Source organism: Desulfovibrio sp. SGI.133, assembly GCF_050313955.1.
In the GTDB taxonomy this organism is placed as follows: domain Bacteria; phylum Desulfobacterota; class Desulfovibrionia; order Desulfovibrionales; family Desulfovibrionaceae; genus Desulfovibrio.
This window is the reverse complement of sequence record NZ_JBNPMK010000009.1, coordinates 1-14460: the sequence shown is the minus strand read 5'-3', so window position 1 is coordinate 14460 and position 14460 is coordinate 1. Positions and strand designations below refer to the sequence as shown.

Below are 14460 nucleotides of genomic sequence, written 5' to 3'. Positions count from 1 at the left end.
GGGCCCGCTCCACTGATGGAACGGGCCCTTTCCTTTTTTAATGTGCACGGCACGGGACGGCCGATGACGACAAAACGTCCCGCCCTAGAACTCGATGCCCGGCGCGGCTTTGATGCCCGCCCGCCAGGGATGCTTGATCTCGCCCATCTCCGTGACCAGATCAGCGGCTTCCACCAGCCAGTCCGGCGCATCCCGGCCGGAAAGTACCAGATGGCACCGGGCACGACGCGCTGCGTCCATGAGCCCTTCCACTTCGCTCCGTTCCAGGATGCCCGCTTTCAAAGCATAGAGCGTTTCGTCCAGCACCAGCAGGTCCAGACGTTCCAGACGCTGCCGGGCCCAGTCCAGTGTGGCCAGGGCCGCTTCCCTGTGGGCGGGGCGATCTTCCTCGCGCCGCAAAAAGCCCTTGCCGCCGGCCAGAAAATCATCTCCCAGCAGGCGCGCGAGGACGGTCTGTTCCCCGGCACAGCCCGGCTGCTTCATGAACTGGCCGAAACCCACGGCAAAATCCCGGCCCAGGGCCCGCATGGCCTGCCCGATGCAGGCGCTGGTCTTGCCCTTGCCGTTGCCCGTATAGACGATGATCATAATTCCCATACTCCCGGCAGCTTGCTGCCGCATCGCGGACAGACGCCTGTGTCCGTCCTCATGATAACCTGCCATCCCTGCCGTTCCAGGCAGGGGGCACCACACTGCGGGCAGAGCGTGTCGCCGCCGCCCGCGCAAAAGACATTGCCCGTATACACAAAGCGCAGTCCCTCTTCCAGACCGATGTCCCGGCAGCGCCGCAAGGTCTCCGCCCTTGTGGCCGGATGATCCGTCATGCGGTAGGCGGGATGAAAGGCCGTCACATGCCAGGGCGTGTCCGCGCCCAGCTCGTCGCGGATGAAGCGTGCCAGCGCCCGCAGTTCCGCCTCCCCGTCATTGAGACCTTCCAGGATGAGGGTCGTCACCTCCAGCCACCAGCCCAGCGCGCGCATCCGCACCAGATTGTCCAGCACGGGCCGCAGGCGGGCACCGCAATAGTGATGATAGAAATCCTCGCTGAAGGCCTTCAGGTCGATATTGGCCGCCCGCACCAGGGGCCCCAGCAGCTCCAGACAGCCGGGGCTCATGAACCCGTTGCTCACCAGGATGGACGGCAGGCCCCGCTCCTGCCCCAGCGCGGCCGTGGCCGCCAGCAGTTCCACGAAGACCGTGGGTTCATTGTAGGTGAAGGCCAGGCTGCGGCAGGATGTGCGCAGGGCCGCCTCCACCAGCACTTCGGGCGTGGCTTCGTGCCCGCGGATGCGCTCCTGCTCCAGCGGGTCACGGGAGATATGATGGTTCTGGCAGAAGCGGCAGGAAAAATTGCATCCGGCACTGCCCACGGAAAAGGTCCGGCTGCCGGGCAGGAAATGATACAGGGGCTTTTTTTCCACCGGGTCGGCCTGCACGCCCGTCACCAGCCCGTCCACCAGCGAGCGCGGATGCCCCTCGTGGTTGCAGCGCACACCGCAGCGTCCCCGCTGCCCCGGTGAGAGCACGCAGGCATGGGCGCAGAGCCCGCAGCGCAGCCTGCCGTCCGTCAGCCGTGTCCACAACATGCTTTCCATAAGCGCCCTCCTTGGCAGCCTGTGCCGGTCTGACGGCCGGTACCACGCTTCCTCTCCGCCTGTCCTCTCACCACCTGCACCGGACCGTCATCCTCCACGTACGGACCCGTCCCTGCCGCCCGGAGAAAACAGGAAGCCCGCCACTCCGGTATATCAGGGGAAAATCTCCGCTGCCACGAGAAAAAAGGTGACCGAAAATCTCCCCCTGCCGGGATTTCCTCCAAAAAGCTGCTTGGGATTCGGCAAATTTTTTGCTAGGGTGTCTCCCACCAAGGAGGATACTCATGTCCACAGATCGCGCAAAAGCATATACCGAAGCCGGCGTCGATATCCAGGCCGGCAATGATCTCGTGGCGCGCATCAAGCATCTGGTGCAGCGCACGCATACCAAGGGGGTCATCTCCGACATCGGGGGATTCGGGGGCCTGTTCAGACCTGAAATCGGCAACATGAGCGACCCCGTGCTTGTTTCGTCCACCGACGGCGTGGGCACCAAGCTCAAACTGGCCTTTGCCTTCAACAAGCACGATACCGTGGGCATCGACCTCGTGGCCATGAGCGTCAACGACATCCTGGTCCAGGGGGCCACCCCCCTGTTCTTCCTTGACTACTTCGCCACCGGCAAGCTGGATGTGGATACCGCCCATACGGTCATCAGCGGCGTGGCCGAAGGCTGCCGCCAGTCCGCCTGTGCCCTGCTGGGCGGCGAGACCGCCGAAATGCCCGACATGTACGGCGATGGCGAATACGACCTGGCCGGCTTCTGCGTGGGCATCGTGGACAACGCCAAGCTGGTGGACGGTTCCGGCATCCGTGTGGGCGACAAGATCGTGGGTCTGGCCTCCACCGGCCTGCACTCCAACGGTTTCTCGCTGGCCCGCAAGATCCTGGACAAGAGCGGCCTGGGCCCGGACGATCCCTTCCCGGGTGCCGACGGCGCCACCGTGCGTGACGTGCTGCTGGCCCCCACCCAGATCTATGTGGAAGTGGTCCGCTCCCTGCTGCGCGACCTGGACGTGCGCGGCATGGCCCACATCACCGGCGGCGGCTTCTACGACAACATCCCGCGCGTGCTGCCCAATCAGGTGGAAGCCCACATCGACTTCGGCAGCTGGGAAATGCCCCCGGTCTTCAAGTGGCTGCACGAAGTGGGCGAACTTTCCTGGCCCGAGATCCTGCAGATCTTCAACGGCGGTATCGGTTACGTGCTGGTGCTGCCCGAAGAGCAGGTGGAAGAGACCATCAACCGCATCCAGGCCTTCGGCATGTCCGCCTGGTCCATCGGTACCATCGCCCGCCGCAACGGCGACGGCGAACAGGTGGTCGTCAACTTCGACAAGGCCTAGCCTCGTCCTGCATCCGATCCTCAAGGGGGAAGGCCTGCGCCTTCCCCCTTTTTTCTTAGCAAAGGACTTTCATGAACGGCAAAGCATGGCTGGGGCGGTTCCTGCCCCGCAAGGCCAAGGGCCCCGCAAAGGCCACGCGCACGGCCTCCCGCCGTCCGTCATCACCACTGCGGGAACTGGAGCGGGAACAGGCAGCGCTCCGGGCCCGGCTCGATGCGCTGGGAGCGGCTCTCGACGCCGCGTCCGTCGCCCTTCCGGAACAGGAACGGACGGCCCTCCGTCAGGTGCGGGACGAGGCCCGCATCCTGTGCGTGCGTGCCCGTGGCCGTCTGGCCGCCTTCCGCAAGACCTGCTGGCTGGTGGTCCTGATCCAGCTCTGTCTGCTGGCCGCCATGCTGGCCTCCTTCCATTTTTTCCTGCCGGAACTGTAGCCTTGCGCCTTTTCCGGCCCGCTCTCCTTCCATGACGGAGACGACCGGGATCATTGCCTGATCCTGCCTGTCCTCCTGTCCGACGGCCATCCTGCGTGAGGGCCTTCTCCCTCGATAAAAAGCGGAAGGTGCCCCTGCCATGCGACATGTCCCCCGCACGCTTCGCCCATCCCTCCCCCGGCACATGGACAGCCACCCCGCCCCCGTGTAGCATGGATGCTCCATCCACGTCTTTTCAGGAGTCCCCCATGCAAGCTCTGGGTTGTCTCGGCAATGTCCTCTGGTTCTTCCCCTTCGGTCTGGGTACCGGCCTGCTCTGGTGCATCGCGGGCGTGTTCTGCTTCATCAGCATCATCGGCATCCCCTGGGGCCGGGCCTGCTTCGTCATGGCCGGTTTCGCCTTCATGCCCTTCGGCCGCATGCCGGTCTCCCGTGACGTCCTCACCGGTGAAGGCGACATCGGCACCGGCCCGCTGGGCACCGTGGGCAATATCGTCTGGCTGCTGCTCTGCGGTATCTGGATCGCCTGCGGGCATCTGCTCTCGGCCCTGGCCTGCGCCGTGACCATCATCGGCATCCCCTTCGCCTGGCAGCACGTCAAACTGGCTGCTCTGGCCCTGTGCCCCATCGGCAAGACCATTGTGGACGCCCGTGTGGCCGAAGCCGCCGAGCAGGCCGCCGCCTGGCGTCAGGCTAAGGATTTTTCTCATAAAAAATAGGAGAGATTTTTTTACAGCTGCATATTACTTTGGAGAACTATCAATCACTCTAAGGACAAGATAGTTATTAATAATTATATATTCATATACAAGTCCCTTATTAAATAAAAAATTATCATATTCAATATCCATTTTTATATCTTTTAAATAATCTTTTTTCCATTGTGCATGATGTATATGTCGAAATCCGAACTCATAAGCTGCAGGAGCCCATCGCATCAACTCCCCTAAATGTTCAGTTGAATCATACTTCAACAGATTATCTCTTAATAATTTTCTCTCATGCTTTTTAAATTCTTCCTGCGATGAAAGAAGTATTACACCTGAGAGTGTTCTAGGGTCAGGAGAAATTTTTTTCAGCTCAGAAATCCATATATCAGGAATTGTTTTAATATAATTTATATTATTCATATTATGCACATAAAATTGAATAATAAATCCTAATATAAATAATAAAAGTAGAAATTTATTATATCTAAATGAAATAGACACAAAAAATAAAAATGCCATAAAAAGACAGGCTGCAGAACGTAGGTCAACTCTCAGTCCAGCTGACAAGCTTAAAGCAAAAATACTTATTGCAACCATACAAATCAATAACACTTGAAAAATTTTCTCTTTACTCTTTACCTGTATCCAAGTAGATAAATATAGAATGCACGCTATTCCAAAAGCTCCCCATAGAAATACACCAATTTTTTTTACGATTACAATAAATGAATCTACTACTTTTTCTACATTACATATAAAATCAGAAATACCTTTTATATAATTAGGATTACGCCAATCAGCAATTGTTATAAATCTATTTGACAAAATAAAAACCATAAATTCTGCAAAAACAAATCCCACAATAAAGAAAATACACCAATAGCAAATTGCACGAAAAATATCTTTCCCATCACCAATAAATAATAGAGGCAATAAAAAATAAAAATGACTTAGACATCCATTAAACAATATGGCAAAAATAAAAAAGAATAGAGGCATAGATATTTTTCTGTATACTATTGCAGCAATAGCTAATAACAGAAATGATATCATGCTGGTCTGGGCCCACTCATTTAATAAATGTATGGGTGGGATAAAAAGAGAAACCATTGCACATAACACAGCGAATTTTTTTTCGAATATATTTAGAAAACATATATAGGAAAATATAAAAAAAGATATAACATTTATAATCGCCATTATTTTTATATTTGATATTTTTAAAGCGGAGAAGAATAAATAATTAAGCCACCTTCCTTCTGTAACAAGCTTATAAAAATATGAATCTATATATCTTAGTTCATCATGACGAAATGATTTTACTTCGCAAAATGATGACAATATGTTATATAATAACACACAAGCAATAGACAATAAAACAACATAAAATACATTTTCAATATATTTTATGTCTATCTTATTTGTTTCCATGTTGATTAACCTAGAAAACATATACAACCTCCAATTATTTAAGCGAATTATCCCTATCAATAACAGCCCTAAATCATTTTACATTGGTAAAAATAATAATATATTAATTTTCACATCAATTAACTATACACAATAGACATAAAAACACATATTATATCATATTATCATTAGTATATCATCAGATAATCAGCATTGCCTGTTTATCTAGTATGATCTTTTAGCCTCTTGCCTCCCTTCCGGCCGGGGCGTACATCCAGAGACATGAACACCGCATCCCCCGTCCTGCCGGACATCAGCTGTCATGAAGCCTGGTTCGCCGCCTACGCGGCCCGTGAGCGCGAAAAGGAATGTCGTCGCGACGGCGGCGATCCTTCGCCCATGGATCTCAAACTGCACCACACCATGCAGGTGCTGGCCCATGCCCGTGCCATCGTCACGGGCGGCCGCTTCGCACCGCCGCTGGACCGCGCCTGTCTGCTGGCGGCCCTGTACCATGACGTCGCCCGCTTCGAGCAGTACCTGCGCTGGCATACCTTCCGCGACCGGGAGTCCTGCAACCACGGCCAGTGGGGCGTGCGCATCCTCAAGCGCGAACAGCGCCTGAAGGACGAAACGCCCGCCGTCCGCAAACTGGTGCTCGCCGCCGTGGGCCTGCACAACCGCTTTGCCCTGCCCGCGGGTCTGCCGGACGGGATGGCCCGCATCTGCCATGCCGTGCGTGATGCCGACAAGCTGGACATCCTGCGTGTCATGGACGAGCACCTTTCCGGCCCGCGGCCCTACTGCCCCACCGTTGTCCTGAGCCTGCCCGATGATCCCGCCCTCCACAGCGACAAAGTGCTGGACGATGCCCTGGCCGGACGGGTGGCGGCCTATGCCGACCTGAAGAGTGTCAACGATTTCCGGGTGCTGCTGGGGACATGGTTCTACGACATGCACTTCCCGGCCAGCCGGGCCCGCTTCGTGGCTGAGGGCCACGCGCGCCGCCTGCTGACGGACCTGCCCGCCACACCGGCCTATGCCGCGGCCCGTGATCATCTGCTGCGCTGTCTGGATGCTGTCCCGACCACGGAGGTCTGATGCCTGCCTGTCCTAGCTCTCCCCGCTTCTCCCCGGAGGCGACCGGCAATGCGCCCCTGCTGCGCGACCTTCTGCCCGCTGCCGACGTGACCCGCCTGCACACCTTGCGCCCGGCCCCGCCGGTTCCCGGCCTGTACGCCGCCCTGTGTCGTCGGGTGCCCTGGCCGGACGTGAGCCGTGCCCTGCCCTGCAATGTCCTGCCCGACCTTCCCGGAACGACGGCGCAGGCGCCCTTTGCCGTCCTGCCGGATCTGCCTGTGGGCTCGCTGGAAGGGCTGCGCCTGGGCTATGTGCTGTTTTCCCTGCCCTGGCCCGATGCCGTGAGCCTGCTGCGGGCCTGTGCCCTGGCGGCACGGCAGCTCTGGCTGGCGGACTTCATCCTGGCCGAACGCAACCTGGGCCTGCCTGCGGCCCTGCTGCGACGCTTCCTGCCCGGCTTCCTGCCCTGGGGGCCCGCGACGCCCGCCCGTATCTGGCTGCGGCGCGGCGGGCTGGAAGGCTGCCTGCATGATGCCGGGCTGTCAGCGGCACAACGCCGCACCCTGCTGGCCGGGGCCGCCGCCCTGATACAGGTGGCGCCTGTCCGCCTGTAAACGACGCCGCGTCCAAAGCGCCCCTGAGATTTGTTGGATGGAGCAAGTCGCCCCACCGAAAAGCTGCTGTTCCTCTCCTCCTTGGCGGAAAGCCGGACGTCATCGCCGATACCTGCGGTGAAAAAAGTCGTATACAACTTCCGTCGCCTCCATCGCCGGAACAGCTCTGCCGCTCTTCCTGCCCGCCATGCAGGCTCATCGCTCGACCATCTCCGGCTGACGGGCTCAGTGCAGGCCTAGCGTTGACCACCAACAAAAAACAGAGCGCCGCAGTCCCCTGTCTGTGAGAAAGGCCGCCCGAAGGTGGCCTTTCAGGTCCAAACCATGCAAGTCCGGAAATATGTCATCCCTCCGCGCTATGGAGGGCTTTGCGTCCCTGATCCATCACAGGAAGGCCGTGCTCCCGCATGCCGTGAAGCGCCACTCAAGATCTATGCCCCACTGCCGTCGACGGCCCACAGGAGCGCCTCTCGCCTGGAGCTCTTCTCCGCGCCTCCGTGCCCGGGAACGTGTCGATGAACGACCTGTCCCCGTGCCGGATACCTCTAGGCATCGAACGGATCGCAGAAAAAATGCTCCCGCAGGGCCTGCGTCCAGGGGCGCGGATGCATCCCCAGATACTCGGAAAGCTTGCCGCAGTCCAGTACCGTATAGGGCGGACGCGGCGCTTTTTGCGGCCATTGCGACGAGGGGATGGGCTCCACACGGCATTCGTTGCCGGCCAGGCCCACGGCTTCGCAGGCCAACTCGCACCATGTGGCCTGACCGCTGTTGACGGCATGCCACAGGCCGGTGGCCTGACGTTCGGCCAGCATGATGCTCCACAGGGCCAGATCCAGCGAATAGGTGGGCGAGCCCGTACGGTCGTCCACGATGGTGATGCTGTCGCGCCTGTGGCAGGCATTGAGGATGTCGTCCACGAAATTGCGTTTGCCGGGGCCGAACAGCCAGCCCGTGCGCACCACGCAGGCCCGTTCGGGCAGGGTCTGCAAGACGGCCTGTTCCCCGGCCAGACGGGTCTTGCCGTAGACATTGAGGGGAGCCGTGGCGTCTTCTTCGCGCCAGGGGCTGCCGTGCTGGCCCGAAAAGACCAGCCCGGAACTGAAGTGCACCAGATGGCCTTCCCCCCGGGTCTTGAGCAGGCAGGCCAGAGTGTGCGGCAGGGTGCGGTTGTAGAGCAGGACTTCGTCGGGATGGTCCTCGGCATCGTCCACCGTGTTCCAGCCAAGGGAGCTGAACACCACGTCCGGCGCGCAACTGTCCAGACGGGCCTGCAGGAAGTCCGCATCCAGGATGTCACCGTCCGAGCGTTCCAGCGATTCCACCGACCAGCCGCGCCCCAGCAGGACATGGCGCAGGGCCTGCCCCAGCAGTCCGGTGCAGCCCTCCAGAACCAATGCTTTCACGAACAATCCTCCAAAGTATAGCGCACTGTAGCCTCCCCTCTGCCCACGGTCAACCGTGAGGCGCTCCGTCTTGCCAGCGTGCGTCAAGTGTCGTACACCAGCAGAGATGAAAACCGCTATCCTGTTGGTCGCCTACGGTACGAGCAGCCCCCAGGGGCGTGGCTCGCTGCGCCAGTTCGACGCCTGGGTGCGCGAACGTTTTCCCGGCATTTGCGTGCGCTGGGCCCTTTCTTCGGAGCTGCTGCGCACCCGTCTGACGCGTGCCCGGCAAAAAAACGATTCCGTGCTCAAGGCCCTGCGCCGCCTGTGCCTGGAAAATTTCACCCATGTGGCCGTGCAGCCCCTGCAGATCATCCCCGGCAGCGAACATACCGACGTGCGCGCCGATGCGGACGAGGCCGGGCGTCTGGACGGCCTGCATGTGAGCATAGGGACGCCCCTGCTGGCCTGTGACGAGGACATCCGGGCCGCCGCGCAGGCCGTGCTGGCCCACCTGCCCGAAGAACGCCGGGCCGACGAGGACGTGGTGCTCATGGGCCACGGCAGCCGCAAGCAGGCCGTGACCGCGTATGCGGCCCTTGCCGGGGCCGTGCAGGCCCTGGACGCCCGCGTGCATGTGGGCACCATGAGCGGTGCCCTGGAGCTGGAGGCCCTGCTGCCGCGCCTCACGTCCCGCCGTGTCTGGCTCATGCCCCTGCTCTCCGTGGTGGGGCGCCATACTCTGGAAGACATGGCCGGGGACGCGCCGGATTCCTGGCGTTCCCGCATCGAGGCCGCCGGGCACACCTGCGCGCCCGTGGTGCGGGGCACGGCCGAATACCGCGCTTTTGCCGATATCTGGCTGCGGCATCTGGAAGATGCCGTGGCTGCCTTGCCAACTGTCAAAAAGGATGAGGAAAAGTGAAGAATGTCCTGCGCCTGCCGCTGGCCCTGCTGGTCTGCGGCCTGATCTCTGCCTGTGGTCTGATGGGGGGCAACGGCAGCGCCGACCTGACGCCTGCGGCACAGGCGGCCCCCGCTGCCAAAGCCAATGCCTTCAACCCCTGGATGAACAAGAGCCTGCCCAACACCCGTACTCTTTCCGCTGAAGGCATGGCCATGGTGCAGGCCATGGGCGCCGACCGCCAGAGCATCGAGGACGAGGCCGCCTACCGCCCCCACTGGCGCGAAGAGATCTACCCCGTGTTCTTCGGCAACAAGACGGCCCCGCACGAGATCATCGTGCTGCTGGACTTTGCCTCGCCCGACAGCGCCCGCGTCTGGCAGGCCGTGCGCGATGCCTCGGCCAAGCTTTCTCCCGCTGACGCCAAGATCGCCGTTTTTGCCAAAAATTCGGAAAACTACGGTACCGACCTCATGGGCATGGGCATCTGGATCAGCTATGAACGTAAGGGCCAGGCCATGGACTACATGAGCCACGCCCTCAGCGAATGGAACCGCATCAAGGCCGCCCAGAAGAAGCAGGGGCGCAGCGTGCCCTTCACCAACGAGTACGATGCCACCGTCAAGTCCACCGACCTGCCCATCCACTACGCCTATATGGGCAAGCTGCGTCCGGCCGTACCTTCCAGCCAGGAACTGGACGTGGCCCGCTACTGCTACAATGCCGGCAACGTGAACATGTACCAGGCCGTGCAGATCTCCCGTTATTACGGCGTGAAGCGCATCCCGGCCGTCATCGCCGACGGCAAGGTGCTGGCCTCGCCTTCGGCTGCGGACATCGTGTCCGCCCTGCGCTAGGCACGCTCTCACCGCATTTTACAAGGACGGGTCCGCAAGCCGGGGTCCGTCCTTTTTTGTTGCCCGTTGCCGGACGAAAAGCGGGCCCTGCCACCACACGGCCTCGCGCGATGCCGGGGTGCGGGCTGTGCCGCGTATACGGTTGAGCCGCAGCGCGCCCGCCGCCTGCCGTGACGTGCGCAGCACGGCAGGCCCTCCCCGGAGCTGTCTGCCAACCCTGTGCGAAAAAAGCCCTTGTCCCGTTCGTGGACGAAAACGGATTTCATTGCACATCGGGCGGAACTTGGTTAGCACGGAACCACGCCTTCGTTCACGCGAGGGCATGGAGTTCCCGTATGCCCAAAAAAGTTTTTGCTCCCGGCAACCGCTGGCTGGTTGCCTATCTGGCCTTCCTGAGCGCTTTCGCGCCCCTTTCCACCGACATGTACCTGCCCGCCCTGCCGCACATGACGCAGGCCCTGCAGACCACGGACGCCCTCTCCAGCCTGAGCATCTCCTGCTTTTTGCTGCTCTTCGGGGCCTCCATGCTCTTCTGGGGCCCGCTCAGCGACAAATACGGCCGCAAGCCCGTGCTTTACACGGGCGCCCTGCTCTATGTGGTCTCCAGCCTGTTCCTGGCCCTGGCCCAGTCCATCTGGCCCCTGCTGTTCTGGCGCGCCGTACAGGCCATCGGCAGCGGCGGCATCAGCGCCATGGCCCTGGCCATCGTCAAGGACGTGCTGCGCGGCCGGGCCATGGAAAGAGTCATCACCTGGATCCAGACCATCACCATCCTGGCGCCCATGCTGGCCCCGGTCATCGGCGGGGCCCTGCTGGCCGTCACCGACTGGCGCGGCATCTTCGCCTGCCTGCTGCTCTGCGGCCTGCTGGCCGGCGTCGGGACGCTGCTGCTGCGCGAGACCATGCACCATCCGGTACAGGGCAATGCCTTCCGTACCCTGGGCCGTCTGCTGGTCGTCCTGCGCCACCGGGGATTCCGCTGCCTGCTGCTGCTTTTTTCCGCCACCAGCATGCCCTTCATGGCCTATCTGGCCCTTTCATCCTACATCTTCCAGGGTCTGTTCGGGCTCTCGCCCCAGGCCTACAGCCTGTTCTTCGCCTTCAATGCGGGCATGAGCATGCTGGGCCCGCTGGCGCATGAGCGTTTTTTCCGCACCGCGCCCCGGCGTCTCTTCTTCTCGGCCTATCTGGGCATCGTCGTGGTGGCCGGGCTGGGCCTGCTGCTGGTGGGGGATCAGGGGCCCTTCATCTTCGCCCTGCTCTGCGCGCCCGTCAGCTTTTGCGGCAGCGCCCTGCGTCCCCCGGCCACGGTGCTCATGCTCAACCAGATGCGCAACGATACCGGCAGCCTGACGGCCCTCATCAACAGCGGCGGCCTGCTGTTCGGCAGCCTGTCCATGCTGCTCTGCGCCCTGCCCGTCTGGCCCGGCCCCGTGGCGGCCCAGGCCCTCATGGCCATCCTGGTGGGCCTGGCCTGCCTGCTGGGCTGGCTGTGGCTGGACAGCCACAAGGTCTACGAAGGCTGATCGCCGCGCTGTCGCCCGGGACCCCGGAAAGCCTCGACGAAACATCCCTTCCGCCCGCATCACGGCAGTCCTTTGGGGCTGCCGTGACACTTTTTGTCCCATGACGACGCGTACCGTTCTCCATGCTGACAACATCGTTGTCAGTCCGGAAGCGTCATCTCCTGCTCCTGCCGGGCCCAATCGCCTTTGGACGAAGAAAAATGGACACTTTCGGCTTTCCCCTGTAGGCTGGAAGGAACTGGCATGAAGCTTGCTTTATCCAGGACAGCATTTGCCCGTACATCCCGTACCGTACCTATCGACCATTTCCCGGGAGGGATCCCATGCCCCATATCGATCGCGTCAACGTTGCCTCTCTGACCCGGCTGGCCGACATAGCCGGCACCCATGACCGCCTTGTCGCCACCGCGGAAGGCGGCATCCAGACTTCCGGCAGGGTCAGCGCCTTCTTCACCGCCAAGGCCACCCACCGCGCCACTGCCGAAGCTTTCCTCGGCGCCATCCGCAACAAGTACGGTGACGGCATCGCCGATGCCCTGGCCCCGCAGCTCAGCGCCATGCGCCAGCAGGGCAAGCCGCTCAAGGCCCGCGTTGCCCGCGACATCCTTGCCCAGGCATCGGACATGTCGCAGGCCCTGGGCCCGGCCAACACCGAGATGGCCCGCCGTTTTCTGCTGGGCAACAACGGCGCGGGCGATACCCGCAATCTGGACCATGCGCTGCAGGACTTTTACGCGAAGAACAACCTCCAGCCCTCCCCGGCCCTGCGCCAGGCCTTCGAGCGGATCATCAACGATATGGCGGCCAACAGCCAGAAGCTGCTTTCCTATCAGGACATGGCCGATGCCGTGACCATGCAGACCCTCCAGTCCCGGCCCGCGGACTACATGCTCTGCGGCATCGATCCGCAGCTGACCCGCGACGCCGCCCTGGATGCCTGCGCCACCCATCTTGGTGTGGACGGCGAACTCAAGGCCCAGCTGGGGCAGCTCATGGACCGCGTGCTGGTGGAAGAAAGCGCGGCGGGGCGTCAGGGCACGCCCGCGGACTTCTTCCGCGATCTTTCCACGGCCAACCAGACCTCCCTGCAATGCTTTGCCTTTGCCTGCGGCAAGCCGGGCCTGAGGGACGCCACGCTCCGTGATGTCATGAACTTGGCCCCCCGTCAGTCTGTGGGCGAGGTGGCCTCCCTGGCTTCCCAGCTGAACCTGGGCGGCGGTATCGCCCTCATCATGGTGGCCATGCGGCACATGGACGAGATGCGCGCCCAGCAGCCCCAGGGCCCCCTCAGCCGCGAGACCCTGTGGCAGGGCTGCTTCCAGGAGCCCATGCCGCAGGATCTGGCTGCCAAGAGCCAGCGTGATTTCAACAGCGCCATGTATGAAAAGCTCCTGGGCATGTTCCAGGCCCGCACGGATGATCCCGCGGCCCCCTTCACCGGCATGCTCCTGCTCAGTGCCGGTGTGAGCCTGGAAAAGGCCCTGGAAGCCGTCGAAGGTGGAGCCCGCTTCGACCTCAATGACTTCGCCTTCCCGCCCAGGCTGACGCCTCTGGCGCTCCTGGACGACATGGCCCATGTGGAAAAGGAGATGGCCATAGACCTGAACCGCCGCGGCACACAAAACGCCCTTCCCGGTTACCGGCCCACCATCAGCTTCGGCGGTGTGGGCATCCCGGCGGAGGCAGAGGGCACCGTCCATATCCAGGACATCGCCTACATGACCGACGAGGACAAGAACGACTTCGAGCATGGCCGGCCGTCCACCATGTCGCACAATCTGGCCATCCGGGCCCGGCTGCTCTGCGACGACAATGACGTGCAGGCACGGCAGGTCATCCTCAGCATGGGCCAGTCCGGCGTCTTCCTGGTGCGCACCCTCAGCAACCGGACCGGCGTGCTGCAGGACGAGCACTCGCCCATGGACCTCGACATCCGCCGCGAAGCCAACGGCGATGTGACCATGCGTTACCACACGCCGCCCCAGTCGCCGCTGGATGCGGACTTCACCTACACCATCACCCCGGACGGCCAGGGCGTGCTCACGGCCTGCCGCATGCAGGCCCGTCAGCCCCAGGACGCCTGATCCCCTAACAAGGAGCCCCTGCCATGAACCCCGCTTTTTCTTCCCTGCTGGCCGCCCTGGCCCGTGAACTGGACCTGCCCGGCATCGAGACCCGCGACGGCGATTCCTCCTGCCTGTTGGGTATCGATGACTTCGAGGTCAGCCTGCGCTGCCTTTCTACGGATCAGGTCATGATCTTCACCGTGGTGGCCCCCCTGCCCGCGCACAAACGTGACGAACTCTACGCCGCGCTGCTGGACGCCAACACCTTCTTCCACCAGACCCAGGGCTTCACCCTGGCCGCCCGCGAAGATACGGGCGTGACCCTGCAGGGCACGCTGCCCCTGACCGCGCTCACCGATACCAATGTGGGCACCTGGGTGAGCAATTTCGTCAACGTGGCCGAGCACTGGCAGGAACGCTGCCTGGCCTGTGACGATGCCGCTGCCGACGCCCCGGAAGCGCCCGCCGTGGATCCGGCCCTGATGGGCGGCATGCTGCGCATCTAGACGAACTTCCCTCACTCTCATAACCTATAG

The 14460-nt window shown here is 61.2% G+C and carries 14 protein-coding genes; 10 read left to right on the top strand and 4 right to left on the bottom strand.

Features of this window, described 5'->3' with window-relative positions:
* Positions 1-84: 84 nt before the first annotated feature.
* Positions 85-588 carry a cob(I)yrinic acid a,c-diamide adenosyltransferase gene (locus ACQRBR_RS10465; protein ID WP_300644436.1) on the bottom strand — a complete coding sequence of 168 codons (504 nt, stop codon included), beginning with the start codon at positions 586-588 and terminating at the stop codon, positions 85-87.
* Positions 585-1595 carry an AmmeMemoRadiSam system radical SAM enzyme gene (gene amrS / locus ACQRBR_RS10460; protein WP_427812946.1) on the bottom strand — a complete coding sequence of 337 codons (1011 nt, stop codon included), beginning with the start codon at positions 1593-1595 and terminating at the stop codon, positions 585-587. The genes ACQRBR_RS10465 and amrS overlap by 4 nt, the downstream gene beginning before the upstream one ends.
* A 284-nt stretch (positions 1596-1879) precedes the next feature.
* Here amrS and purM point away from each other — a divergent pair, with 284 nt between their 5' ends.
* The 3 genes from purM to ACQRBR_RS10445 all read left to right on the top strand — a co-directional run bounded on the left by purM (position 1880) and on the right by ACQRBR_RS10445 (position 4091).
* Entirely contained in the window at positions 1880-2941 is a 1062-nt protein-coding gene (gene purM / locus ACQRBR_RS10455; protein WP_006008254.1) for a phosphoribosylformylglycinamidine cyclo-ligase, read from the top strand.
* Between the two features lie 71 nt (positions 2942-3012).
* The gene (locus ACQRBR_RS10450; protein WP_427812945.1) at positions 3013-3372 is read left to right on the top strand and encodes a hypothetical protein; all 360 of its coding nucleotides are present in this window, start codon (positions 3013-3015) and stop codon (positions 3370-3372) included.
* A gap of 248 nt (positions 3373-3620) precedes the next feature.
* Positions 3621-4091, top strand: a complete 471-nt coding sequence (locus tag ACQRBR_RS10445) for a YccF domain-containing protein (RefSeq protein WP_427812944.1) — start codon at positions 3621-3623, stop codon at positions 4089-4091.
* 24 nt (positions 4092-4115) lie between these two features.
* Here the strand turns inward: ACQRBR_RS10445 and ACQRBR_RS10440 are convergent, their stop codons facing one another.
* The gene (locus ACQRBR_RS10440) at positions 4116-5513 is read right to left on the bottom strand and encodes a hypothetical protein (RefSeq protein WP_427812943.1); all 1398 of its coding nucleotides are present in this window, start codon (positions 5511-5513) and stop codon (positions 4116-4118) included.
* 261 nt (positions 5514-5774) lie between these two features.
* On the opposite strand from ACQRBR_RS10440, the gene ACQRBR_RS10435 reads away from it, so the two are divergent.
* A complete protein-coding gene (locus ACQRBR_RS10435; RefSeq protein WP_427812942.1) occupies positions 5775-6593 on the top strand; it encodes an HD domain-containing protein in 819 nt (272 codons plus the stop codon).
* Positions 6593-7186, top strand: coding sequence for a hypothetical protein (locus ACQRBR_RS10430; protein ID WP_427812941.1), 594 nt, complete (start codon positions 6593-6595; stop codon positions 7184-7186). Before ACQRBR_RS10435 ends, ACQRBR_RS10430 begins: the two co-directional genes overlap by 1 nt.
* Positions 7187-7731: 545 nt before the next feature.
* Here ACQRBR_RS10430 and ACQRBR_RS10425 read toward each other — a convergent pair.
* On the bottom strand, positions 7732-8592 hold the full coding sequence (locus ACQRBR_RS10425; RefSeq protein ID WP_289616286.1) for an SDR family oxidoreductase: 861 nt from the start codon (positions 8590-8592) through the stop codon (positions 7732-7734).
* Between the two features lie 106 nt (positions 8593-8698).
* Between ACQRBR_RS10425 and ACQRBR_RS10420 the strand changes: the two genes are divergently transcribed.
* The 5 genes from ACQRBR_RS10420 to ACQRBR_RS10400 all read left to right on the top strand — a co-directional run bounded on the left by ACQRBR_RS10420 (position 8699) and on the right by ACQRBR_RS10400 (position 14430).
* Positions 8699-9496 carry a sirohydrochlorin cobaltochelatase gene (locus ACQRBR_RS10420; RefSeq protein ID WP_168936105.1) on the top strand — a complete coding sequence of 266 codons (798 nt, stop codon included), beginning with the start codon at positions 8699-8701 and terminating at the stop codon, positions 9494-9496.
* Entirely contained in the window at positions 9493-10332 is an 840-nt protein-coding gene (locus ACQRBR_RS10415) for a hypothetical protein (RefSeq protein ID WP_427812940.1), read from the top strand. Before ACQRBR_RS10420 ends, ACQRBR_RS10415 begins: the two co-directional genes overlap by 4 nt.
* A 335-nt stretch (positions 10333-10667) precedes the next feature.
* A complete protein-coding gene (locus ACQRBR_RS10410; RefSeq protein WP_427812939.1) occupies positions 10668-11858 on the top strand; it encodes an MFS transporter in 1191 nt (396 codons plus the stop codon).
* A 323-nt stretch (positions 11859-12181) separates the two neighbouring features.
* Positions 12182-13942, top strand: a complete 1761-nt coding sequence (locus ACQRBR_RS10405) for a hypothetical protein (RefSeq protein ID WP_427812938.1) — start codon at positions 12182-12184, stop codon at positions 13940-13942.
* A 23-nt stretch (positions 13943-13965) separates the two neighbouring features.
* Positions 13966-14430 (top strand): type III secretion system chaperone, encoded by a 465-nt coding sequence (locus tag ACQRBR_RS10400; RefSeq protein ID WP_427812937.1) that lies wholly within the window; start codon positions 13966-13968, stop codon positions 14428-14430.
* Positions 14431-14460: the final 30 nt, after the last annotated feature.

Excerpts from the sequence above, each read along its gene's own strand:
- ACQRBR_RS10440 (WP_427812943.1), bottom strand. The coding sequence starts at position 5,513 with ATGGAAACAAATAAGATAGACATAAAATATATTGAAAATGTATTTTAT.
- ACQRBR_RS10450 (WP_427812945.1), top strand. The coding sequence starts at position 3,013 with ATGAACGGCAAAGCATGGCTGGGGCGGTTCCTGCCCCGCAAGGCCAAG.
- ACQRBR_RS10445 (WP_427812944.1), top strand. The coding sequence starts at position 3,621 with ATGCAAGCTCTGGGTTGTCTCGGCAATGTCCTCTGGTTCTTCCCCTTC.
- ACQRBR_RS10430 (WP_427812941.1), top strand. The coding sequence starts at position 6,593 with ATGCCTGCCTGTCCTAGCTCTCCCCGCTTCTCCCCGGAGGCGACCGGC.
- purM (WP_006008254.1), top strand. The coding sequence starts at position 1,880 with ATGTCCACAGATCGCGCAAAAGCATATACCGAAGCCGGCGTCGATATC.
- ACQRBR_RS10405 (WP_427812938.1), top strand. The coding sequence starts at position 12,182 with ATGCCCCATATCGATCGCGTCAACGTTGCCTCTCTGACCCGGCTGGCC.
- ACQRBR_RS10400 (WP_427812937.1), top strand. The coding sequence starts at position 13,966 with ATGAACCCCGCTTTTTCTTCCCTGCTGGCCGCCCTGGCCCGTGAACTG.
- amrS (WP_427812946.1), bottom strand. The coding sequence starts at position 1,595 with ATGGAAAGCATGTTGTGGACACGGCTGACGGACGGCAGGCTGCGCTGC.
- ACQRBR_RS10465 (WP_300644436.1), bottom strand. The coding sequence starts at position 588 with ATGATCATCGTCTATACGGGCAACGGCAAGGGCAAGACCAGCGCCTGC.
- ACQRBR_RS10435 (WP_427812942.1), top strand. The coding sequence starts at position 5,775 with ATGAACACCGCATCCCCCGTCCTGCCGGACATCAGCTGTCATGAAGCC.
- ACQRBR_RS10410 (WP_427812939.1), top strand. The coding sequence starts at position 10,668 with ATGCCCAAAAAAGTTTTTGCTCCCGGCAACCGCTGGCTGGTTGCCTAT.
- ACQRBR_RS10420 (WP_168936105.1), top strand. The coding sequence starts at position 8,699 with ATGAAAACCGCTATCCTGTTGGTCGCCTACGGTACGAGCAGCCCCCAG.